Source organism: Cohnella thailandensis, from assembly GCF_014212135.1.
Taxonomy (GTDB): Bacteria; Bacillota; Bacilli; order Paenibacillales; family Paenibacillaceae; genus Cohnella; species Cohnella thailandensis.
The window spans coordinates 191208-213585 of record NZ_JACJVQ010000006.1; the positions used below are offsets into that span (position 1 = coordinate 191208).

Consider the following 22378-nt stretch of genomic DNA (forward strand, 5'->3'; position numbering starts at 1 on the left):
TGGACTTGGGCTAATTGGCCAGAATCTGATTCAGCTTATTCTCCGCTTCCTTAAGGCCCGCTTCCGGGTCTATCCGGTTCTTGATGATGCTCTGCAGGCTCTCGGATAACGAGGTTATCAGAGCGGCGTATTTATCGGTCTTGGGAGCGTGCTTTACCGTTTCCAACGATTCCAGCATGTAGTCGCGGTAAGGCAGCTCCCGGTAGGCGCTGCTCTCGAAGATCTCCCGATTGGCCGGAACGTGGCCGGCTTGTCCCCAGAGAGCGCTGCCGACCTCGGAGAAATACTTGATGAACGTCATCGCGGCTTCCCGCTTCGGTTCCGCCAAGTAGGACGGGAGGATCAGCGTGTGGGAGCTGCCCCAATGCGCGGAGCTGCCGAAGAAGCCGGGGAGCGGCACGAGGCCGACGTTCAAGGAAGGATTGTTCATATAGTGGCCGATCTCCCACGTTCCCCCGATCCACAGTCCCGCCCGTCCCGAATCGAACGTATCCCAAGGAGTTTTATCGTTCCGGTCGCTCAGCCCTTCGTCGAAGAGCCGATTGAAGAACTTCAGGACCTGAACGGCTTTATCATTGTTAATCGCTGCCGTCTTCCCATCCGGGCTCAGCAGCTCGCCTCCCGCCTCGTAATACAGGTCCAGGAACGTTTCTTGAAAATAAGGCGTGTTCACCGCGAAAGGCTGCGTGCCCGGCACCCGATCCCGAATGAGCTGCAGCAGCTGCACGAAATCATCGGGCGTCGTCGCTTCCGCGAGCTTCGGCATCCCGTCGGCGTTCAGCAGTCCGGCTTTGGACAGGATGTCTTTGTTGTAATAGAGCATGTGAAAATGCGTATCCAGCGGCACCGCGTAATCTGCTCCGTCGAATCGAACGTCCTGCCGATTCGTCTCGTTGATGCTGTCGAACGAGAAGGAGACTCTGTTCGCCAGATCGTCCAGCGCAAGCACCTGCCCGGCCTTGACGTAAGGGGAGAGCCGTTCCGCATGCGCGACGGCCACGTCCGGTCCGCTGCCGAAGGAGAGCGCCGTCCCGAGCCGGGCATAATACTCGTTGGATTCGAGTCGCTGCTGCTTCACGACGATATCGGATTGCGAAGCGTTGAAGTTGTCTACGATTTGCTCCACGAACTCGCCTTCCCCTCCGCCTAACGGATTCCAGAAGGAGATGGACACGGGCGCCGGGCGGTCGGGGCTCTGTTCCGGAGAGTTGCCGCCCCCCGCGATCGAATCCTGGCATCCGGACAAGAGAAGCATGCACAGCGGCAGAGCCGGAAGCGCCCAATGGCCGAGTTTTATTCGCATTCCAGCTCTCCTTCCCTCAATTCTTCCGGTAGCCCGTGCGTTCCTGCGAGATCGGACCCTCCCCCTTCGGATTGGCGGGCGGACCGGACAAGGCTGCGGTATTCCGACGGAGACAAGCCGACAATCTTCTTGAACACCTTCGAGAAGTACTTGGGATCGTGAATGCCGACCCGGGTGCCGACGTCCGTGGCCTTCAAGTCGCGCTTCAGCAGTTCCTTGGCGTTCTCGATGCGGATTCGCGTCAGGTATTCCAGGAAGCTCTCTCCCATCTCTTTCTTGAACAGGTTGGCGAAGTAATTTTTGCTCAAGTGGACGTAATGGCTGATCGCTTGGAGCGAGATCTCCTGGTGGTAATATTGCTGGATGTATTGCGCGGCCTTCATGATGCTGTTGCGGTCGCTGTTGTACATGAGGGCGATGTGCTGCGCCAGCGCTTCGAACGATTCGGTGAACCAGGCCTCGCTCTCTTGAAGCGTCTCAAGCCAGGACAGCTGGTCGTAGTATTGCTTCTTCAGCTCCAGTACCTGCCGATCGTCGCTTGAGACGTCCGGCCATAGCGTCGTCAGAATCATCAGCAGCTCCAGAGACACGATATGAACCAGGTCCGGATCCCGGCGAGCGGACAGCTGACCGAACAGCGACTTCAGATAGGCCGTCAGTTCCCGCGATTGGGAGGCGTACGCCATCGCTTGAAGCTGGGCGGAGGCGACGCGGACCTGCTCGGAAGGCTCCGATTGGCGCCGGTGCGCTTCGCCGTCGTACAGGAGGACGCGGCCGGTTCCGAGGAACATCTTCTGGCGGGCCGCCCAGACGGCTTGCGAGTACGCTTCCTTCGCTTGATCCCAAGCGCGGATGGGGCCGCCGACTCCTATCGTCGCCACAAGCCGGTATTGCTCTGCGAGCAGCCGAATGAACTCTTCGCCCCTTGCGGTCAGCCGGGGGAGGGCGTCCTCGTCGGAGACTCCGCTTGCTTCGTCGCCCATGAGCAGGAGGTTCAGGTCTCCTTGCTTGTCCGGGAACACCTCGCATCCGGGCTGCCCATACGGCCACGCCTGGCCGAGCGCCTCCGTGACCGCGGCCCGCTTCTCCGTGAATCCCTGCTCCGAGGCGTTCAGGCTAATGTGAAGCACATAGGCCGAGCGGAGCCGGCCTATCCCCAGGCTCTCCGCCGTGAGGTCAGCGGAAGCGGGATCGTCGGTTCCGGCCTCGATCAACTCGGTCAGGAATTTCTTCCGCCGAAGCGGTACCTCCTCGGAGACCCGAGCCAGCGCGGCGGACTCGCTCCGGGCCGCGTCCAGCCCCACCTTCACGTTCAGCAGCGCCTGCTCGAAATCGCGCGGCATCATGTCAGACTTCACCAAGTATTCGGAGACGCCGTGCCGAATCGCTTCCTTGGCATAATGGAAGTCTTCGAGATTGCTAAGAATAATGATCTTCATCTCCGGATAGCTCCGGCGGACGTGCGAGATCAACTCGATGCCGTCCATGACCGGCATCTTGATGTCCGTAATGAGAATGTCGAGCGGCTCTTTGCTTATCCACTCCAGGGCTTCCTTGCCGTTGGCCGCTTCCCCGGCGAGCTGCAGCCCGATCATCTCCCAATCGATCATGGAGCGGATGCCGTACCGCACGATGAATTCGTCTTCGACGATAAGGACTCGATACATAGGGGCATATTCTCCCTTCAAATCATTCGGGGCAGCCGGATGCCGATCCGCGTGCCGGCTCCGGGCTTGGTGTCGATGCGGATGCCGTAGGCTTGCCCGCAGATGAGCTTCACCCGTTCATCGACGTTGGCGAGGCCGATCCCGCCGCTGCGGCCGGGGTCGTCGGCTTGGCCGCTGAGCAGGGTGCCGGCTTGTTCCGGGTTCATCCCGACGCCATTGTCCGATACCGTGAACTGAATGCCGCCGCCCGGCTCCGTCTCGCAGCGGATGAGAATTCGGCCGCCGGTCTCCCGGTCGACGAAAGCATGCAGGATGGCATTCTCGACGATCGGCTGCAGAATGAGCTTGGGCGTGCGCAGCTGCTTGACGTCCTCCGCGATCTCGACGTCCGTCTCGATATTAAAGTTGAAGCGAAACTTCTGGATGCCCAGGTAGCATTGGACGTGCTCGATCTCTTCCTCGACGGTCACGGTCTCTTCGCCCTTGCCGATGCTGATCCGCAGCAGCCGCGAGAGCAGGCTGACCATCTCCGCCGCTTGGTTCGCCTTCTGGATGAGCGCCGTCCACTTGATGATATCCAGCGTATTGTACAGGAAGTGCGGATGGATCTGCGCCTGAAGCGCTTTCAGCTCCGCGACCCGCTTCTGGTCCTGCTCGACGTAGACGGCGTGCAGCAGCTCCTCGATTCGCGTGACCATATAATTGAAGCTGTTGCCCAGCACGTCGAACTCGTCGCGGCGCTGCTTGCCCTTGTAGCGAACGGACATGTCCCCCGACATGACGCGCTTCATCAGCTTGATCATCTGCAGGATCGGCTTCGTGATGGAGTTGGTCAGAAGGAGAGCTGTCACGATCGAGAAAAGGATGCAGACCAGGGCGATGGCGACGCTGATCTGCAGCAGCCGGTTGGAGTCCTGGTATAGCGCGGACTTGGAGATGACGTTGACGACCTTCCAGTCATTCGTGTGCAGCTTTTGGACGTTGACGATGAGCCGGTTATGTTTATAGGAGAGCGGGAACTTCACGCCGTCCGATCCCGCGCTCGAGATCCGTTCATACCCGTCCGGACCGAGCACCTCGGCTACGCTCTTCCCGATGAGCGTATCGTCCGGGTAAGAGACCAGCCTCCCGTTGCCGTCGACGATAAAGCTTTGCATGTCGCGGTCGTTGCTCACGGCCTTCAACACCAGATCCTTGATTACTTCCTCGCGGATGTCCAGCACGGCGACGATGCCCAGAGGGCTGTCGTCGGATATCTTGTACACCTGCTTGGCCAAGGAGAACACATACGAGTTCTGGGAATTCAGGCTGTCCACGAAGGTGGCATAGCGGGTCGGATACCAGCGGAAGTTGCTGCCGTCCTCGATGGTCTGCAGGTAAGGGGCCGCGTCCGCCTTCTTCCGGCTGCTCCAGCGATAGATGCCCTTGATATAATGCCGATCGGAGACGAAGGAGATGGACTGCACGTCCGGATTGGTCGCCACGATCGTCGACAGCTTCGTCGTCAGCGACAGGCTGTCCAGGTCGAATTGGGCGGCGTCCGCGTCGTTCAGCTTGCGGAGCATTCCGACGATCTCGTCGTTGCCCACCACCTGCATCATCATATCTTTGTAAATGCCCAAGCGCGTGTCCAGATTATCGGCCGTCTGGTTCAGCAGATGCTCGGAATATTGCGTCGCCTTGTCGTTGATAGTGGAACGAGAGATGGAAAACGAAATAATCCCCATGACCAATAGAGGCGTCAAGGAGAATAGAAGTAAAAGCAGCATCCATTTGGAACGCATGCTGCTTCGCCATATGAACAAACGGGAGAACGCCCGCCTCCAAGCGGGCTTGACGATCGATTCGGGCATGATGGGTCACTCCTGATGCCTCTCGCTGCTTATCCTTTGACGCCGGACATGGATACCCCTTGAACGATATGACGCTGAAGCAGGATGAACACGACAATCGTCGGGATCGCCGCGATCGCGCTCGCCGTCATGATCAAATTCAGGGACATTGTATTATTCGACAAAAAGGTGGGCAGCCCTGCCGAGAGGACCATGTTTTCCGCGGAAGTGATGGATAAGTAGGGCCATAAGAAGTTGTTCCAGGACAGAATGAAGTAGAAGATGCCGACCGACACCATCGCGGACTTCGTCAGCGGAAGACATACCCTCCACCACAAGCCGAAGGAGCGGCTTCCGTCGATCTGAGCGGCTTCGATATAATCGCGTGGCACCCCGTCCATGAACTGCTTCAGCAGCAGCACGCCGATCGGGTTGGTTAGCCCCGGCAGAACGATGGCCCAGATGTTGTCGATCAATTTGAGGTGGAGCGCGGTCTCGTACAACGGAATCAGAATGGCTTCCGTCGGGATGAGCAGCCCCGATATGATGACGATATAGAATAACCCTCGCGTGCGGAACGGCAGCTTGGAGAAGGCGAACGCCGCCAGCGAGCTGAACGCGATGGCGATGACGGTCGTGAGCACCCCGATGACGAGGCTGTTCCAGGTCCATCGCAGGATCGACGAATCGCGGATGACCTTCACGTAATTGTCCGTATTCAGATCCGACCAGCGCACCCAATCGGCCAGAGAGTACACGCTCGTGCCGTCGGGCTTAAGCGAGACGAGGATCATCCATGCCAGAGGGAAAATAAACAGCAAAGCAAGCAGTACGGCAAACGCGTTAAACGCCCATTTTCTCATATAGCGCTTCTCTCCTTACCCGTCTTTCCGATCCGTGATTTTGAACTGGATCGCGGCAATCATCAGCATGATGACGCAGAACAAGATCGATTGCGCGGATGCCAGTCCGAACATGTCCTTCTTGAACCCGGTCACGTAGATATAACGAATCATCGTATTGGTCGTATCGCCGGGTCCGCCTCCGGTCATGATCTGGACCTGGCCGAACAGCTTCAAGCTGGCGATGATCTGATAGAAGATCTGAATCTTCGTTACCCTGGATAGCCCGGGCAAGGTGATATGCCGGAAACGGGCCCATGCGCCGGCGCCGTCGATCTTGGCTGCCTCGTAATGATCGGGCGGGATCTCCTGAAGGCCGGCCAGGAACAGCACCATGACGAATCCGACCGTCCACCAGTCCGTCGCGATCGTGAGCGCCCACCAGACGAAATGGCGGTCGGTCAGCCAGTTGATATCGCCGGACGAGCCGAATAGACGAAGGAGCGCATTCACCGGGCCGTTCTTGGGGTCGAACAGATGGAGCCAGATGAAGCTGATGACCGAAACCGACAGGACGTACGGCAGGAAGAAGGCGGAACGGATGAACGTCCGGAAGCGTAGGTTCTGGTTAATGATCAGCGCTAGTACCAACCCCAGAACGATGACGGTCGGAGTGCATAGCAGAACGAAATAGAAAGAGTGCCAGAGATAAGAATAGAAGTCCGGGTTGTCCAGGATCTTCCGGTAGTTGGCGAATCCGACGTACTTCTCCATGCCCTGTATGCCCCATACGTGCAAGCTCATCCAGGCGCCGTTCAAGACGGGCCATAGATAGAACGCGGCGAAGGGGACCAGGAATGGAATCAGATAGAGGATCGCCCTCAGCTCTAGACGCCAGACCGACCGGCGTTTCGGGCGGGAAGGGGCGGCGTTCGGTCGCGCGGAAGGTTGCCAGGTATCCATAGTGAAGCTCTCCCTTGGTATTAAGCGATTCTTATGCGAATGCGAGATGTGGGAAGCGAGAAGGCAGAAGTTCAAAGAGAAGGAGAAGAAGCGCCCGAATTTATCGGGACGCTTCCGCTCCGCGCTTGCGGTCAGTCGGCCAGCACTTCGTTGATCTGCTTCTCGATGTCCTTCAAGCCGTCTTCAGGCGACGTGCTGCCGAAGATGATGTTCTGCAGCGATTCGGCGAGAATGGTGACGATCGTGTTGTACTTGTCGGTCTGCGGCGCGAACTTGACCGTCTTCTGCGCCTCGATGAATTCGCTGCGATAAGGAAGAGCCAGATAGTCCGAGCTCGACGTCACGTTCTTGTTGGCCGGCACGTGGCCGGCCTTGCCCCAAGTCGATCCGCCGACTTCGGAGAAGTACTTCATGAACTTGGCCGCGGCTTCCTGCTTCTCGGCCGAGACGTAAGACGGAATGACGAGAGTATGAGAGCTCGCCCAGTGCGTCGAGCTGCCGAAGATCGGAGGCAGCGGCATGGCGCCGATGTGCTTGGATTCGTCGCCGAGAAGTCCGCCTGCTTCCCAGACGCCGCCGAACCAGAAGGCGGCCTTGCCGTTGCTGAAGCTGTCCCAAGGATTCTTGTCGTTCAGGTCCGCGTATTTCTTGTTGTACAGGTCCATGTAGAAGTTCAGGACGCTGAGCGCCTTGTCGTTATTTAGAGCGGCCTTGGTCATATCGGCGTTCAGGAATTCCCCGCCCGCTTCGTAATACAGGTTCAGGAACGGCTCCTGGAAGTAAGGCGTATTGACCGCGATCGCCTGGACGTCCGGCACCTTGGCTTGAATCGTCGCCAGCGTCTGCTCGAAGCCCTCCGGCGTCATGTCGCCGAGCTTCGGCGTGCCGTCCTCGTTGAGCAAGCCCGCTTGCTGCAGCAGATCCTTGTTGTAGTAGAACATGTGGAAGTGCGTATCCAGCGGCACGGCGTAAGGCTTGCCGTCATAAGAGACGCTGTCGAGATTGGACTGCGTGATCTGGCTCAGGTCGAAGCCGACCTTGGAGGCCAGATCGTCGACCGACACGACTTGCTTGGCCTTGACGAACGGCGAGAGACGGTCGACGTGGGCGATGGCCACGTCCGGACCCTTGCCGGAGGACAACGCCGTGCCCAGCTTCGCGTAATACTCGTTCGACTCCAGCCGCAGCTGCTTCACGGCGACTTCCTTCTGCGAATCGTTGAAGCCCTTGATGATCTGGTCGACGAAGTCGCCCTCGCCGCCCCCGAACGAATTCCAGAACGTGATTTCGACCGGGTTGCCGCCCCCGGCCGCGGTGCTTGCGCTAGCCGAGGAAGAGGACGAAGCGCTCGGAGAAGCGCCGTTGCCGCCGGCGGCGTTATTGCCGTTGTTGGACGAGCAGCCCGAAAGCGCCAGAGCCAGCGTGACGCCGGCCGCCAGGACGGGGACGGATTTCTTGCGGAGTTGCATGAACAACCACCCTTTCAAGATATGTGTAGGTGAGAAAGCGCTGTCGATCTTTTTTGTAAGTGCTTTCTTCATCCCTAACTTTACCGTGGCCCGCCATCCCGAGGAACCGACAAAACGCCGCATCCGCTCGAACGATCTACAGATGTTCGAAGCGCTTTCACCAACCGAGGGTGTCGAATGTTACGATGGGGGCAAAATGTACAGCAGCAGCTTTAACGCAGTTGAGTTAATACAGACTGATATTGTCGAAGCTGACGCTGTTGCCGAACCCGCCGCGTACGCCGATCGTGCCTCCGGTGTATGTGGCGTCGTTCACGTTGATCTTCGGCGTCGTCATGTCGCCGACGTAGAACTTGATGTTGCCGCCGCCTACGACGATCTTCACGTGGTACCAGGTATTCGTCGAGATCGTCGAGCTTACGGTTTGCAGCGGCGTCCAGCCGTTGTTGAAGCGGCCCAGCCAGATGACCCCGGTCGAGTCGATGCCCGCGCCGTAGCCGGACTGGGAATCCGCCCCGGTGCCCGGATTCGTCACGTTGAAGACGAGGCTGCCCTGTCCGGCGTTGTTCAGCCGGATATCCCCTTCCAGCGTGTAGCTCGCCCGGGAAGGATAAGGCGTCAGCAGCGACTTGTCGGCATTCGCGGAAGTGACGTTATACGTCCCGCCGCTGACGGCCCAAGTGCCGCCGTAATGCACCCAACCGCTCTCGTTCGCGGAGAAGTCGTTCGAATAGGTGCCGCTGCTCAACGTGCCGAACCGAACCTGGATGTTATGTCCGCCGACGCTGCGGTCCACCGAATTGATAAGGGCGATTTCGTTCGGGCCCGTCTGGTACAGAGCGGCCCACAGCGAGTTGCCGAAAGCAGGCAGGTCATTGTCGTACCACGTGTTGCCGAAGTCGTTGCTCAGCGAGACGACGTTCGAATTGGAGGTAAGGACCAGCCGTCCGTCGCTGAGCGACAGCAGGTAAGGCCCGCCCTGCTGATTGGTGGATACCCGGGAGCCGATGCCGCTGGCCCATGTTTTGCCGTCCGCGCTCTTCTTGGTGTAGATGTGGCAGCTCTGCGTGCCGCAAACCTCGTACGTGACGATGTATTGCCCGTTGGTCATCTTCGTCCATACCGGCATCCCCGGGCGCGCGGCCGAATTGGAAGGGTCCCAGGCGACGTAGATCTCGTTGCCCCAGCTGGCGCCGCCGTTCGTCGAGATCTTCTGCGAGATCACCTGGCTGTAGGACGGGTTCTCGGTCACGTGCTTCTCGTTCGCGTACATGACGGCGAGCGAGCCGTCGTCGAGCAGCTGCATATGAGGCTCGTAGACGCCTTTGTCCGGATTGCCGAGCGCGCCGGCGGCGCCGTTATTCTCGTCGATGGTGCTCAGGAAGCTCCAGTTGGATCCTAAGTTCGTGCTCTTGTACACGCGAAGTTGGTAAGATTCCTGCCAGCGGACGGATCGCATGGCGAGCAGAACGTCGCCGTTCGCCAATTGGATCAGCTGCCCGTTGTCGAGGTCGCGTCCGTCCTCCCACAGCGTGGCCGCGAGCGACCAGGTGCGGGCATTGTCCGTGCTGCGGAATACTTGCAGCCGCGTACCGCCCCAGGACACTTTCGTATAGCCGTTGTTGTCGTAGATGGCGGCGACGGCCAGCCAGGTGCCGTTCGCCAGCTTGAGCATCCGGGGATACTCCGCCCCGAAGGTTCCGGGACGGATGCCGCGCGCGTCGGTGCCGGCGTCCGTGAACGTGTTGATGTTCGTGACCGTGGAGGTCGTCCCCCAGGTGATGGGTCCGTTCGCCGCGAAGGCAGGAATCGCGGCGGCGAGCAGGATAAGGCTTAACAGACCGGAGAATGAGGCGAAGAGCTTGCGCAACATACTGAATTCCCTCCCATGAGATTAAGAATGGCCAAACGGGTTGCCGCTGCTTCTATCCGCTTGCTGGGCGCCTCCCTTCCGATAGGGTGATGTAAGGGCTTACAAAGCATAGTTTAAAAGGCCCGCCGAAGCGGGCCAACAGACATTCTGCAGGTTTTGGGTGGAAGATCTTACGAATCTGTATCCGAGGGAATGGCTTGGCGGAGATTGATGGCCTTGATGACGTTCAACGGAATCTTCGGCTTCCGGTCTTCCGTCAGCAGGCCGTTCACCTCTTGCTGGACGTCCGTAATCTGGGTGTAGCAGTAGCCGCATATATAATCCGTGTCCTGGATGGCTTGCGTAATGGAACGGAATCGTTCGATAAACGCTTCGTCTCCTTCCACCTGATTGCCGTAGCCCCAGCCGGTGCCGGATTGGAAGGCGATGCCGCCGAATTCGCTGACGATAACCGGCTGGCCGCGATAAGCGTATCCCCGCGCCATGGCGTATCGCGCAAGATTGAACGCGATGCGGCCTCCGAGCACGGCCTCGGCATCCTCGTATCGCTTCAGTAGCGCTTCGCCGCGTTCCTCGTAATCGTGAAGGGTAACGATATCGCTGACCGTATGCTCCCATCCGTCGTTCACGATGACCGGGCGATGCGGATCGAGCGACTTGGTCAGGTGATAGATGCTCTCCGTGAACTTCTGCTGCTTCTCGTGGGTCAGCACTTGCGGAATGCCCCACGATTCGTTGAACGGCACCCAAGTCACGATGGAAGGGTGGTTGTACTGCTGCCGGACGATCTCGGCCCATTCCGCCGAGAAGGTCTGAACCGCCTCATCGTTGAACTCGAACGTGGCCGCCATCTCCGACCAGACGAGCAGGCCCTTCACGTCGCACCAATAGAGGAAGCGGGAGTCCTCGATCTTCATGTGCTTGCGCACGCCGTTATATCCCATGGCCAGAATGGCGTCGATGTCCGCGATCAGCGCTTCTTCGGAAGGCGGGGTCAGATGGCTCTCCGGCCAGTAGCCTTGGTCGAGGATCAGCCTCTGATAGATCGGCATGTTGTTGAGCAGCACCTGGTTGCCCTCGATCGAGATTTTGCGTAAGCCGAAGTAGGAGTAAACCTGATCGACGATCCGGTCGCCTTGATAGAGCGTAAATTCCACGTCATACAAATTCGGTCGTTCCGGCGACCAGGCGGTCAGCATCCAAGGTCCGTTGGCCAGGTGCGTCAGATCCACCTCCAGCTGAAGCCAAGGGCGGTCGATCAGCAGTTGAACCTGTTTCATCGTCTGCTGCCGATAGCTGATGCGGGTCTCAAGCCGCAGCGTATCGCCGTCAGCAGGCGCAAAGTGCGTCTGATATTCGAACCGGACGGAGCGATTGTCCAGGTCCGGGGTGATTTTGACATTCTTCAGGTGGGCCGGGGAGACATATTCCAGCCAGACGCTCTGCCAGATGCCGGTCGTCTGCACATAGAAGCATTCGAAGTTGTCGGGAACCCAACGCTGCTTGCCCCGCGGCTGGGTGCAGCTCATGCTGTCTTCGACTTTGACGACGATGCGGTTGGAGGCGCCCGGCGCCTGCTCCAGGCTGTCCGTAATGTCGAAGGAGAAGGCCGCATAGCCTCCCTGATGGCGGCCGGCGAATGCGCCGTTCACCCAGACCTTGGCCACGTAGTCGACGGCCTGAAAGTGAAGGATAACCCGTCGGTCGCCCAAGTCCGTCGGGGCAACCCATTCGCGTTGATACCATACATACGGGTGGAACTTCTCTTCCCCAATGCCGCTTGCGCTCGTCTCGTACGTGAACGGCACTTGGATGGTGCGGTCGCCTTGCAGATTCTCGTACCATCTGGAGCGCTCCCCGATATTGCCGTCGTCGAAGCGGAAGTCCCATCCTCCGTTCAGGCTCAGCCAGTTGTCGCGAACGAATTGCGGACGCGGATAATCTTTAACATAATGAGCGGTTGTCATGCGGCAGTTATGCCCCTTTCGAACAATAAATTCGTTTTATTACATATAAATTGTAACAATAAACAAAGCATAGAGGCTCGCCGCAAGAATGTCAACAGCGAACCGTGATGCCTTTCAATGCGATATGGATGCAACGTTTTCCCTGCAGGAATGGGGTGTTTCGGGAAGTTTTGAACTATACGGATTGAGGGAAAGCCGTGAACGGCGAGGCTTCGCCTACTCGGATGAAGACCTTAAACGTTCTCATTCCGCCTGTTTAATAAACAAAATTATTGTAATGATCGTTTGATTTTATAAGAACAATTATCATGCCGGAGGGGTCCCGCGAGAATATTTCCCCAGCATTTCGCTTAAATAATTCCGGAATTCTTCCACGAACGGTTGCGGCTCTAAGATTTCTATATTCGTACCGAGCCCTGCCAGAAACTGAAATCCCGCACCGTTCTGCGGTATATAAATCGTGGCTAAGTAAAATTCGGAACTGTAATTCTCAATGCTTTTTCGACCGTATCTCTCGATGAATTGGTCTTTAACGCTAGGGGAGATCAACGCCTTAACGGCGACTAGCTGCGGTTGATACCCCGTTTCCTGTTCTAGTTCTAACAAGTCATCTCTAGGGTCAAATGTTTTGATATCCATTTTGAGATTATCGATCCTGGATAATTTAAAGGTTCGATAGCCCTGACGGTGCAAACAGAATCCCTTCAAGTACCAGCTCGTCTCGCTAAAATGAAGCTGATACGGCTCGACCGTTCTATTCGACTTAACGCCGTTTTTATCCACGTAATCAAACGAAATGAACTTCCTCTGCGCTATCGATTCTTGGCATGTCCTCAAGGCTGGAAGGATCTCCGTCCGCCCCTCCCAATCGTAAAAGGACAAGCGGATCGAATTTTTCAAGGACAGCGGGCTGACCATGGCTTCTATTTTTTTGATTGTCACTTCGACTTCTTCGCTTATCAGAATTTGTTCCAATCCCCCGAGCGCAGTCAGTATGTTCTCTAAGTCGGAGTTGCTTAAAAGGCGTTTATCGAACTTGTATTCCTCCATAATGCCGAAGCCGCCATTCACTCCATTGACCGCGTAGATGGGGATGTTGGATACACTCAGCGTCTCCATGTCGCGAAGAATAGTCCTTTTGGAAACGTTGAATAATTGCGCGAATTCGGTTGCCGATACGATCTCTTTTTTCAGCAATATCATGATTATGGAGATGAGCCTCTCGACTTTGTCCATAGGGCCTCCTCATTTTGCGCTATATTTAGAAAGGGTGACAGACAGCTGTCACCTTTTCTACATTATACTGCAATTATCACAAGGAGGAGGTATTGTTCTATGTCAGCTATCGCTTATTTGAACTTTGATGGAATCGCCGAACAAGCGATCGAATTTTATTCGGAGGCTTTGCATGCGAATGAAGTAAAGAAAGTTAAATTCGGGGACATCCCGCAAGATCCGAACTATCCCCTGCCGGAAAACGAGCAGAATATGATCATGGAGTCATCCATCGAATTCGCGGGCGGGAAAATCATGATGTCGGATCTTTTGCCTTCGATGAAGGCGGTAACGGGCGAGCTGGCGACAGGAAATCATATTCTGATCAGCTTGGTCATGGACGACAAACAAACGCTGGCAAAATACTTTACTAACTTGTCCGCCGGCGGCCATGTCGCGATGCCGTTATCCGATACTCCGTGGTCTTCGTGCTTCGGAATGCTGGTCGATAAGTTCGGAATCGGCTGGAAATTCAATAGCGACGCGGATAAATTTCTGGACAAAGTCCTTTCCGCCAAACAGTAACTTCATTAGAAAAATGGCCTTGTAATTAAAGGCCATTTTCTATTCTTTTTAGAAAGGAAAATGTATTTTGGCTATGGAAATCGAGAATTTGATTCCAGTAAAGACGAGAGAAGATTTGCGAATTTGGCTGCACGATAATAGCGAGACGGAAAAGTTTTGCTGGATACTGGTTAGAATGGCGCCGGAACCCAACTCCAATACGTTGTTGTATTTGGACGCGGTCGAGGAAGCGTTGTGCTTCGGATGGATCGATGGAATCAAGAAAAAAATCTCCGAAACGGAGCTGGCTCAGCGACTCTCTCCTAGAAGCCGAAAAAGCTCATGGACCGAATTGAATAAAGAGCGTGTCCGCCGCCTCGAAAAGCTAGGGCTCATGAGAGACGAAGGAAGAAGGGTCCTTCCCGATATGGATCGCGATTCCTTCAGAATAGATACGGTTATAGAGCAAAGGTTGAAAGAGGAAAAGCAAGTCTATGAAAACTTCATGGCCTTTCCGGATCTTTATAAAAGAGTTCGGATCGACACGATCCAAAGCATGAAGAATCAGCCGGACTTATTTAAGAGCAGGCTAGACAAATTCATCGCGAACGCGAGGGAAAACAAAATGTACGGCCAGTGGAACGATTATGGACGTTTGCTGGATGATTAATAGATAACGACAAAGGCAATTTTTGTATTGGGTGCGCATAATGGATTCATTGCGAGTAAACGAAGGAGCTGCAGATAACGAAAATGGATCATTCCTTTGTCATCGATTCTGGATAATCCCGGAGCCCGGGAGGATCGGCAAGGAAATTCGTTTCTGTGCGGAACCCGATGGAGCTTCGACTCGTTAAGTTTTAAAGGAAATTCGGACTTGCCTGGCCCTGCCTTAACCAATAAGCAATTAAAGCGACGCAGGCATAGGATCCAATGATTTCGGCCAAAGAAACGGGAAAGAAAAATCCGCTCTTAAACGATTGAATCCCGATTTCGACGAGCAAGGCCTGCACGCCTAAAATCCCCGCGAAAGCGATCGCTTTCCACCGCCATCTCCATCCCGCGCGATATAAAATCATCATCAACAGGACGATAATCGTTCGGTAGGAGACGATCATAACGGCTTGATTCCTATAGTAATCGTTAGGAAAGACAACCGGATGGAACACATGAATTTTGTAGGTAAACTGGATAAAGACGATAGCTACGGAGAACAGGGCGCTTGCTCCAAGAAATAACGTTAGATAATAAACGAGTCTGTTAGGGAAGCGAGCCAAATAGATATGCCATACGTTCGCCATCCATAACAAAAAGAGCAGCAAAACAAACGTCATCCAAGTCCGGTACCATTCATGCTCGTAAATTCCGAGCTTCAAGAACCATTCTTCGATTCCTACGATTGCCGCCGCAATAATGAAGCGCCAAATTCTCGACAGCTTCTTGATCAAAACCAACAGAACGGTAACGGTGATCAAGAACTGCGAGAAATAATTGCCGATGATCGAGTCCAAGAAGGGATCGCTGCTTATTTTCGGAATGTACTTGTAGGCGTTAAGAAAGGTTAATATCCCCGTTTCAAAAACGAACGTCGAACCCAGCACCGCAAATCCGAATCCGACCCAATGCTTGGCGTTGTCCGTCTTCGCGAATGCGTAAATAGCGGCCAGGATGGATAGTAACGCCAAGAGACAATACCATATCGTATTGCTCCAGAAAGCCTCCATGGTTATCCCCCCTATTGCGCCGGCTCCTGTTCAAGGATTGCCCATTTCAAAAGACAAGTATTCATAATTTTTCAAATGGCTATTGACGAGACACCAAAAGGTGTCCTATAATCAAATCGACACTAAATGGTGTCCAATTAGGAATCAACCATCGGAAAGCTAGGAACCTGAATAAGTTTCGCTTGCAAACCAATTATGAGGAGGTAAAAGGAATATGGTCATCGGCGCCGAAACAACAGCTAAGGCGGAAACTCTTCCCCGAGGAAAAACGATTGCTTATTGGTCCGTCACGGCCCTGCTCGCAGCAGCCATTCTGATGAGCGGGATCGGGCAACTGATGCGATTAGGGGGAAACGTGGAGTTAGTGGCAAATCTGGATTACCCCCTATACGTCCTGAAGATTCTCGGGATCTGGAAAGTCCTTGGAGCCATCGCGCTTCTCGTGCCGGGTTTTCCTCGGCTTAAGGAATGGGCCCACGCCGGCATCTTCTTTCTAATGACCGGTGCCGCATTCTCCCATGCGTTGGCCGACGATTACGGGGATGCCGGGTTCAATCTGATTCTTCCGCTTTTCTACGCAGCGCTGAATATCGCCTCGTGGGCGCTTCGCCCGAAGAGCCGCAAACTTTAAAGGAGAGATGAACATGTCCACAATCGTCGATTTCAAGAATGTGTCCACCGTTGGTTTGGAGTCTTCGTCCGTAGCCGAAGCGCTTGCCGGCTTGCGCGCCAATGAAGCCCGTTACTTTATGAACAAATACAAGCATGAATTTACGGTCGTGCCGGCTAGCGAAAGCCAAGAGACCCTGGATTATGTGAACCGGGTTCTGAAGGAAGAACGCAACATCGAGTTTGCGGCCAAACCGTTGGAGACGTCGAGGTTTCAAGTGGAAAATATCGATTGGGCCTTCGTTTTCTATGAGGACGGTCTAGGGATCAACGTCTTGTACACGATAGATGACCCTAAGAAGCGGGCCGTAGGGTTTAAGCTTTCCGAGGGGATGGAGGTACCCAAGGAGTTAGAGAAGTTTAAGTTCGCCAGACAGAAGTCTAAGCTAGCCGGAACGATCCGGGGCTCGTTCTTTGTCATCAAAGGCGAATATTAAAGAAAAGAAGAGTATCGGCAGGCGAGAAGCACCCTTCGGGGTGCTTCTTTTGTATTGCTTTGCATGGCTCAGACTCTCGCTACGACTCAAGGAGTACGCGGAGGATGCTTGATAAACAGAGAATGGATCAGGCCGACGGCAAGCAGGCCGGCAAAGGCCAGGAAAGGCAACGCATCGGGCTGCCCGATGCTCAGGACGCGGACGGATACGATCGGTCCAAGGCTGGCGCCGACGAACAGGATGAACGTGTACAGCGACGTGGCGACAGCCCGCTGCTTGCCGCCGATGTCTCCGACCAGCGAGATCAAGGACGGCACCAGGACGGCGATGCCGGCGACGAAGACGACGCTTAGCGCCGAGTAGGAATAGATGGAGCGGACGAGCGACATCAGGAATAGCGAGGCAATCGACAGCAGCAGCCCGCCTCGCAGCACCGTCAGGCTTCCCCATCTGGCGCACAAGGGTCCCGATACGAAGCAGCACAGCATTCCGATCATGCCGAAGGAGCGAATTCCGAGCATCTCCATATTGGATAGCTCATACGGACGGCCTTGAAGGATGCTGCCCAGCGCGGTATACATGCCCACAAAACAAAGGAGCAGCATGACGGCTACGCCGTAGCAGAGCCATAAATGGCGATTGGCGAGGACGTTCCGCCACTCCGCCCGGCGGCTGCCGGGTACAGAGGCGTTCTTGCGGACAGCCGGGCTTGACGGAAGGAACAAGGCCAGCGCGAGGAACGTCAGGCCATAGACGGCGGACAACAAGGTGAACACGGCATGCCAGCCGAGCCTCTCCTGGAGATAGCTGGCCCAGACCTGGCCGAGGATGCCGGCCATCAGGAACCCGGCGCTGATCATGCCGATGGCCGATATCCGCTTGTGCGGCGGGAACACTTCGCCTGCGTAGGTTAAGGCGACGGGAGAGAACGTCGCGGCGGCGGCCCCTTGGATGCAGCGGAATGCGATCAATGCCTTGAAAGATGAGATGAGGCCGGTCCCAAGCGTAGCTAGCGATAAAGCGGCAAGCCCCAGCACGATGACCCGTTTGCGTCCGAGCCGGTTCGATAACGGTCCATACACAAGGCAACCGAGGGCGAAGAAGAGGGAGAAGGCGCTTCCGCTCCAAGCGGCTTGCTCGAGCGAGATATGGAACTCCTCGGCGAATACCGGGATGAGCGGAACCGTGACATAGAGCGCGGAGAGGACGAATAGAGCCGGGACAAACAGCAGGGTGCCGGTCACCCGGTAATGAGAATGAACCCACGGCGGGGCGGCGGTCAGGTTGCTCATGGCGGGCTCCTTTAGGCTTACGGATTTAGAGTCAAACATTAGATCATCAGATGTTTAATCTGTCTATAAACTAGCTGGAAACGAGTTTTGTGTCAAGTTTAACGTAATAAAAACTGACACCAAACTAAAATAATGCTTGTGTTTGCCTTAAACTGTCCATATAATGTGCGATATAACCTTACAAACATCAGATGTTTCAATCCGGGTGTAAAGTAAAATCACAAGGCGGTGAGGTTCATTTCTACCCAAGCGGGACTGCAAGCCGTTCAAAGAAGAAAGCTGGTCGATGAGGTGCTGGACCAGCTGATGGGATTGATTCAATCCGGGAAGTACAAGAAAGACGAGAAGCTGCCGCCCGAGCCCGAGCTGATGAAGCTGCTCTCCGTCGGCAGATCGACGGTGAGGGAGGCGGTGAAAATTCTGGTGCACGCCGGATTCCTGGAGGTGCGCCAAGGGGACGGTACGTATGTGAAGACACCGTCCGTCGGCTTTCAAACCGTGCAGTCTACCCTGATTCCGCAGAATTTCAAACAGGTGCTCGAGGTGCGCCGCATGCTGGAGATCGAAGCTGCCGGACTGGCCGCTCTTCGCAGAACGGAGGACGATATTCAGGTCATGCGCTCCAGGTTGGACCTGAGAAACGAGTATTTGGACAAGGGCAGATACGCGGAGTACGTGGCGGCGGACATCTCGTTCCATATGGCGGTCGTGGAGGCTTGCCACAACGATGTTTTCTCGGCGATGTACAAGGTGATCGCGGACGGATTAAGGGAATTGCTCAGTCAGTTGATTCTGGATACTCGAGGTTATGAGGACAATACCATCTACCATGAAGCGATTTATATGGCGATCAAGGCCGGAGACAGCGAAGGAGCGAAGCGCTACACCGCTCAGAACCTGGATGCCGTGACCTTAGGCAAAAGATTATAGAGAACAGATTACGGATAGGAGCGGGATCATTATGCATAGCACGCATTCGGAGGAACAAGTCCTGACCGTGGGCATTGAAGAGAAGCTGTCCCTCGGCGCCAATATCACATACGGGTTCCAGCACCTGTTGGCCTTAACCGGCATCTTCCTGTTCCCCGTTCTAATCGGACAGGCCCTCGGCTTGGATGCCGGCGTTATCGGGTATATGATTCAGGCGTGTTTTCTAACCACGGGGATCGTTACCGTCCTGCAGTCTGGCAAGATGCTGCGGCTTCCGGTCGTGCAGGGGCCGACGGCGGCCTTCTTCGTCGCGGTCATGTCGGCGGGAGCTTCGGTGGGACTGGGGACGGCGTTCGGCTCCATGGCGGTGGCCGGATTGATCTTTATGCTGCTGTCCATTCCGATCCGCCGATTCGGTCTGATCGGCTACGTGAATAAATTTATCTCGCCGCCGATCGTTTACGGTACGCTGCTCGTGATCATCGGGGCGCAGCTTGCCGATATCGGACTGAAAAACTGGTTCGGCAGCGCCGATACGGGCATCAACTTTATCGCTTCCCTCGTGACCGTGATCTGCGTGCTGGCGCTGCTCGTCTTCGGAGGCAATACCATCCTGCGCCGCGGCGCGCTGCTGTGGGGGATCATTGCCGGTACGATCTTCTATTCGATCTTCGGCACGACCGACTTCTCCTCGGTTACGACGGCCGGATGGTTCAGCTTCCCGGAGATCTTCCCCTTCGGATTCGGCGTATCCGTTCCCGTTGTCATCCTGATGCTGCTCGCGTTCCTTCAGGCTTCGGCCGAAGCGGTAGGCATGTATACGCTGCTGACGAAGTGGGGCAAGCAGAAGCTGGACAACGACCGCGTGAACCGCGGCCTGTTCGGAGAATTCTTCGGCTGCACGCTCGGTGCCGTGTTCGGCGGTCTGGGCACGACCTCTTACCCGGAGAATATCGGAATCGTCCGCGTATCCGGGATCGGCAGCCGGTTCGTGACAATGACGGCCGGTATCCTCGCGATTATTCTAGGCCTCATTCCGAAGGTAGGCATGTTCATCGCCTCGCTTCCCGGGCCGGTGCTGTCGGCGGCCTCCACGATCCTGTTCGGCATAATCGCGATCAGCGGCATTCAGATGGTCGGCAAGGTCGTCTGGGACGAACTGAACCTTGCGGTGGCAGGCTCTTCCTTCATTATCTCTCTGGGCACGATGTACCTGCCGGCCGAACTGACGCAAGACCTGCCGCTTGCCATTCAGAGCGTCGTTACCCAGCCGATGCTGGTCGGCGTGGTGCTGCTGATCGTGCTGAATACGGTGGTGAACATCTGGATTCGCCCGCTGCTCGAGCGTCGCAACGCGACGGGATTATCCGAAGCGACGAGCGAGGCCGTATAGGGGACGCAAATAATCGACACATGGGGGAATGACAATGAAAACGAAAGTGAAATGGGATATTCGGCCGGAGAGAACGGCCGTCATCGTCGTCGATATGCAGAACGTGTTCTGCAAGCCGGAAGGCGCTCTCTATGTGCCGCGGACGGAAGGAATCATCGGCAACATCAAGGAGCTTACCCAAGCGGCCAGAGCCGCGGGAATGCCGGTCGTCTATCTTCGCCATATCGTGAGGGGCGACGGCAGCGATACGGGCCGCATGCGGGATATGTACCCGAATGTGAACGAGATCCTGAAGCGCGGCACGCCGGGAGTGGAGATTATCGAGGAGCTGGAACCCGAGCCGCAGGACATCATCGTCGATAAATTGTTTTACAGCGGCTTTCACGATACGGATTTGGATACGATTCTGCGGGCGCACGACATCAACACGATCATTATCTGCGGGACCGTCACGAATGTTTGCTGCGAGACGACGGTCCGCGACGGCGCTCATCGCGAGTACAAGGTGATTTTTCTCAGCGACGGCAACGCGGCCATGGATTACCCCGACATGGGCTGGGGAGACGTCTCCGCCGAGGACATTCAACGCGTGACCTTGACGGTCGTTGCCTACGAATTCGGGCAAGTATCGCCGACCGCCGACATTATTCAAGAGATACGATCGAAGACGCGCAGCTAAAAAGCCGAAGACGGCCCTTGAACGAATCAGGGGCCGTCTTCGTTATCTGAGATGCCTGTGGCTGCCTTTTTATATCGCTCTCCCATACGGTTGCCCCGAAGCTTCGGGGTCGATCAACTCTCCTCTATTGCATAACCCGGCGAAGGCGGCGACGCATTCCGGATCGAAGTGGGTGCCGCTGCCTTCGACGATCGCCTTCAACGCGCGTTCTTGTGGCCAGGGATCGCGATACGCTCTTCGCGAGGTCAGCGCGTCATATACGTCCGCGACGGCCAAGATTCTGGCGAGCAGCGAGATTTCTTCGCCTCGCAGCTTGTCCGGATAGCCCGTCCCGTCCCATTTCTCGTGATGGTGCCGGATGACGGACAGCTCTTCGGTCATGAAGCCGATATATTTGCACATCTCGTATCCGATCACGGGATGCTGCTCGATCACGGTCCGTTCATGCGTATCCAATTTTCCCGGCTTGTTCAGAATTTCGCTGGGAATCCGTATTTTCCCGACATCGTGAATGAGACCGCCCCTAGCGAGGGCCCGCATCTGTTCCGTATCCAGGTTCATGGCTCGGGCCAGCTGCAAGCCGTACATGGCTACGCGGTAATTGTGGCCTGCCGTATATTCGTCTTTGGTCTCCGTGGCGACGATCAGGTTATGCATGCTGCCGGAGATAAAGACGCGAAGCGGATCCGAAGACGGTTGGCGATTGGCCTGCCGCAGGGCATGGGTGATCGAGATGTTCGACCGATATTGGGCTATAACGCCGTACAACAGCATCAACGCCGACACGGCGAGGACGATATGATACAACCACCAAGCGAGCGTCCACATCATGGTGGTGACCATGACGAGTTCGGTAATCATAAGCAGGACGGAACCGAACACGATGGCCGCATGCAAAGGAAATTGAACGAGCCGAAATTGCTGAAAGTATCTCTTGGCCGCCCAAAAATACAGAAGGCCCGTAATCAGCGCCATCAGATAATTAATCGGCGTAATGTGGATCGGGACGAATTCGGAAATATCGGGGTATGCAAGAGAAGCGATATTCAAAAGGACGATGAAGGCTACCCAACCCGCGACGATTCGCTTGCGATGCTTCGACACCATGCGCATGAAGGCGTGGTCGGACGATAAGGTCGAGAGGTAGATCCAGATCGCGCACGAGGTCATTCCGATCTGCGAGGCTACGCCCGCCAAGTGGTAGGGGTCATGAACGAGGAACCCGGGGGTCGAGAGCGCGTGAATGAGAAAGAATCCATTGAGAGAAAAAATGGCCAAGGCCAGCATAAGCACGCTCATATCCCGAAGCCGGAGCCCCGTCCAGCCGACGGCAATGGCGCTGATGGCCAGTGCGAAGAGCGTCGGAGTGAGAACGTAAAAGTGGAAGCGGGGGAGATCCCACATCGTATCGCGTCCGGGGAACGTCAGAAGATAGGCAAATCCCAGAAGGATAGCGGCGGCGGTTATTGACACCATGGCGATTAATGAGCGAGTCGAACGAGGCATCCTCATTCCCACCTTCCATATATAGGCTGCTGATCTGTGTTCAAGATTCGACA

Annotated in this window: 19 protein-coding genes and 1 pseudogene; 8 read left to right on the forward strand and 12 right to left on the reverse strand. The window is 55.8% G+C overall.

Annotation, left to right across the window (positions count from 1 at the left end):
* Window positions 1-10: 10 nt before the first annotated feature.
* The 9 genes from H7B67_RS08820 to H7B67_RS08860 form a co-directional block, all read right to left on the reverse strand.
* Window positions 11-1303 (reverse strand): ABC transporter substrate-binding protein, encoded by a 1293-nt coding sequence (locus H7B67_RS08820; protein ID WP_185119440.1) that lies wholly within the window; start codon window positions 1301-1303, stop codon window positions 11-13.
* On the reverse strand, window positions 1294-2970 hold the full coding sequence (locus tag H7B67_RS08825) for a response regulator (protein WP_185119441.1): 1677 nt from the start codon (window positions 2968-2970) through the stop codon (window positions 1294-1296). Before H7B67_RS08825 ends, H7B67_RS08820 begins: the two co-directional genes overlap by 10 nt.
* A 17-nt stretch (window positions 2971-2987) precedes the next feature.
* Window positions 2988-4823, reverse strand: a complete 1836-nt coding sequence (locus H7B67_RS08830) for a sensor histidine kinase (RefSeq protein WP_185119442.1) — start codon at window positions 4821-4823, stop codon at window positions 2988-2990.
* Between the two features lie 29 nt (window positions 4824-4852).
* Window positions 4853-5665: a carbohydrate ABC transporter permease gene (locus H7B67_RS08835; RefSeq protein WP_185119443.1), complete on the reverse strand. Its 813-nt coding sequence runs from the start codon at window positions 5663-5665 to the stop codon at window positions 4853-4855.
* 15 nt (window positions 5666-5680) lie between these two features.
* Window positions 5681-6607, reverse strand: coding sequence for a carbohydrate ABC transporter permease (locus tag H7B67_RS08840; RefSeq protein ID WP_185119444.1), 927 nt, complete (start codon window positions 6605-6607; stop codon window positions 5681-5683).
* Window positions 6608-6738: 131 nt separating this feature from the next.
* Window positions 6739-8076 carry an ABC transporter substrate-binding protein gene (locus H7B67_RS08845; protein ID WP_185119445.1) on the reverse strand — a complete coding sequence of 446 codons (1338 nt, stop codon included), beginning with the start codon at window positions 8074-8076 and terminating at the stop codon, window positions 6739-6741.
* Between the two features lie 226 nt (window positions 8077-8302).
* Window positions 8303-9949, reverse strand: a complete 1647-nt coding sequence (locus tag H7B67_RS08850) for a 3-keto-alpha-glucoside-1,2-lyase-like domain-containing protein (protein ID WP_185119446.1) — start codon at window positions 9947-9949, stop codon at window positions 8303-8305.
* Between the two features lie 170 nt (window positions 9950-10119).
* Window positions 10120-11916, reverse strand: a complete 1797-nt coding sequence (locus H7B67_RS08855) for a glycoside hydrolase family 2 protein (protein ID WP_185119447.1) — start codon at window positions 11914-11916, stop codon at window positions 10120-10122.
* Window positions 11917-12222: 306 nt separating this feature from the next.
* Window positions 12223-13152, reverse strand: coding sequence for a helix-turn-helix transcriptional regulator (locus H7B67_RS08860; protein ID WP_185119448.1), 930 nt, complete (start codon window positions 13150-13152; stop codon window positions 12223-12225).
* A 99-nt stretch (window positions 13153-13251) separates the two neighbouring features.
* On the opposite strand from H7B67_RS08860, the gene H7B67_RS08865 reads away from it, so the two are divergent.
* From H7B67_RS08865 to H7B67_RS31450, 3 genes and pseudogenes are all read left to right on the forward strand, one after another.
* Window positions 13252-13716: a VOC family protein gene (locus H7B67_RS08865; RefSeq protein ID WP_185119449.1), complete on the forward strand. Its 465-nt coding sequence runs from the start codon at window positions 13252-13254 to the stop codon at window positions 13714-13716.
* A gap of 73 nt (window positions 13717-13789) precedes the next feature.
* Window positions 13790-14365 carry a YdeI/OmpD-associated family protein gene (locus H7B67_RS08870; protein WP_185119659.1) on the forward strand — a complete coding sequence of 192 codons (576 nt, stop codon included), beginning with the start codon at window positions 13790-13792 and terminating at the stop codon, window positions 14363-14365.
* 96 nt (window positions 14366-14461) lie between these two features.
* Window positions 14462-14533 (forward strand): annotated as a pseudogene (locus tag H7B67_RS31450) (uracil-DNA glycosylase); the annotation flags it as partial.
* Window positions 14534-14555: 22 nt separating this feature from the next.
* On the opposite strand, the gene H7B67_RS08875 reads toward H7B67_RS31450, so the two are convergent.
* A complete protein-coding gene (locus H7B67_RS08875) occupies window positions 14556-15419 on the reverse strand; it encodes a hypothetical protein (RefSeq protein WP_185119450.1) in 864 nt (287 codons plus the stop codon).
* 214 nt (window positions 15420-15633) lie between these two features.
* Between H7B67_RS08875 and H7B67_RS08880 the strand changes: the two genes are divergently transcribed.
* Together H7B67_RS08880 and H7B67_RS08885 are read left to right on the forward strand one after the other, a co-directional pair.
* The gene (locus H7B67_RS08880) at window positions 15634-16050 is read left to right on the forward strand and encodes a DoxX family protein (RefSeq protein ID WP_185119451.1); all 417 of its coding nucleotides are present in this window, start codon (window positions 15634-15636) and stop codon (window positions 16048-16050) included.
* A gap of 13 nt (window positions 16051-16063) precedes the next feature.
* Window positions 16064-16525, forward strand: coding sequence for a phage tail protein (locus H7B67_RS08885; protein ID WP_185119452.1), 462 nt, complete (start codon window positions 16064-16066; stop codon window positions 16523-16525).
* Window positions 16526-16611: 86 nt separating this feature from the next.
* Here H7B67_RS08885 and H7B67_RS08890 read toward each other — a convergent pair whose 3' ends face one another.
* Window positions 16612-17817 (reverse strand): MFS transporter, encoded by a 1206-nt coding sequence (locus H7B67_RS08890; protein ID WP_185119453.1) that lies wholly within the window; start codon window positions 17815-17817, stop codon window positions 16612-16614.
* 228 nt (window positions 17818-18045) lie between these two features.
* Between H7B67_RS08890 and H7B67_RS08895 the strand changes: the two genes are divergently transcribed.
* From H7B67_RS08895 to H7B67_RS08905, 3 genes are read left to right on the forward strand one after another with little or no spacing between them, the layout of a single operon-like run.
* Complete coding sequence (locus H7B67_RS08895) at window positions 18046-18747, forward strand: FadR/GntR family transcriptional regulator (protein ID WP_342592378.1); 702 nt, start codon at window positions 18046-18048, stop codon at window positions 18745-18747.
* A gap of 31 nt (window positions 18748-18778) precedes the next feature.
* Window positions 18779-20140, forward strand: a complete 1362-nt coding sequence (locus H7B67_RS08900; protein ID WP_185119454.1) for a uracil-xanthine permease family protein — start codon at window positions 18779-18781, stop codon at window positions 20138-20140.
* Window positions 20141-20174: 34 nt separating this feature from the next.
* Window positions 20175-20819, forward strand: a complete 645-nt coding sequence (locus tag H7B67_RS08905; protein WP_245363182.1) for a cysteine hydrolase family protein — start codon at window positions 20175-20177, stop codon at window positions 20817-20819.
* 69 nt (window positions 20820-20888) lie between these two features.
* On the opposite strand, the gene H7B67_RS08910 is transcribed toward H7B67_RS08905, so the two are convergent.
* Window positions 20889-22325, reverse strand: coding sequence for an HD-GYP domain-containing protein (locus tag H7B67_RS08910; RefSeq protein WP_185119456.1), 1437 nt, complete (start codon window positions 22323-22325; stop codon window positions 20889-20891).
* Window positions 22326-22378 lie beyond the last annotated feature (53 nt).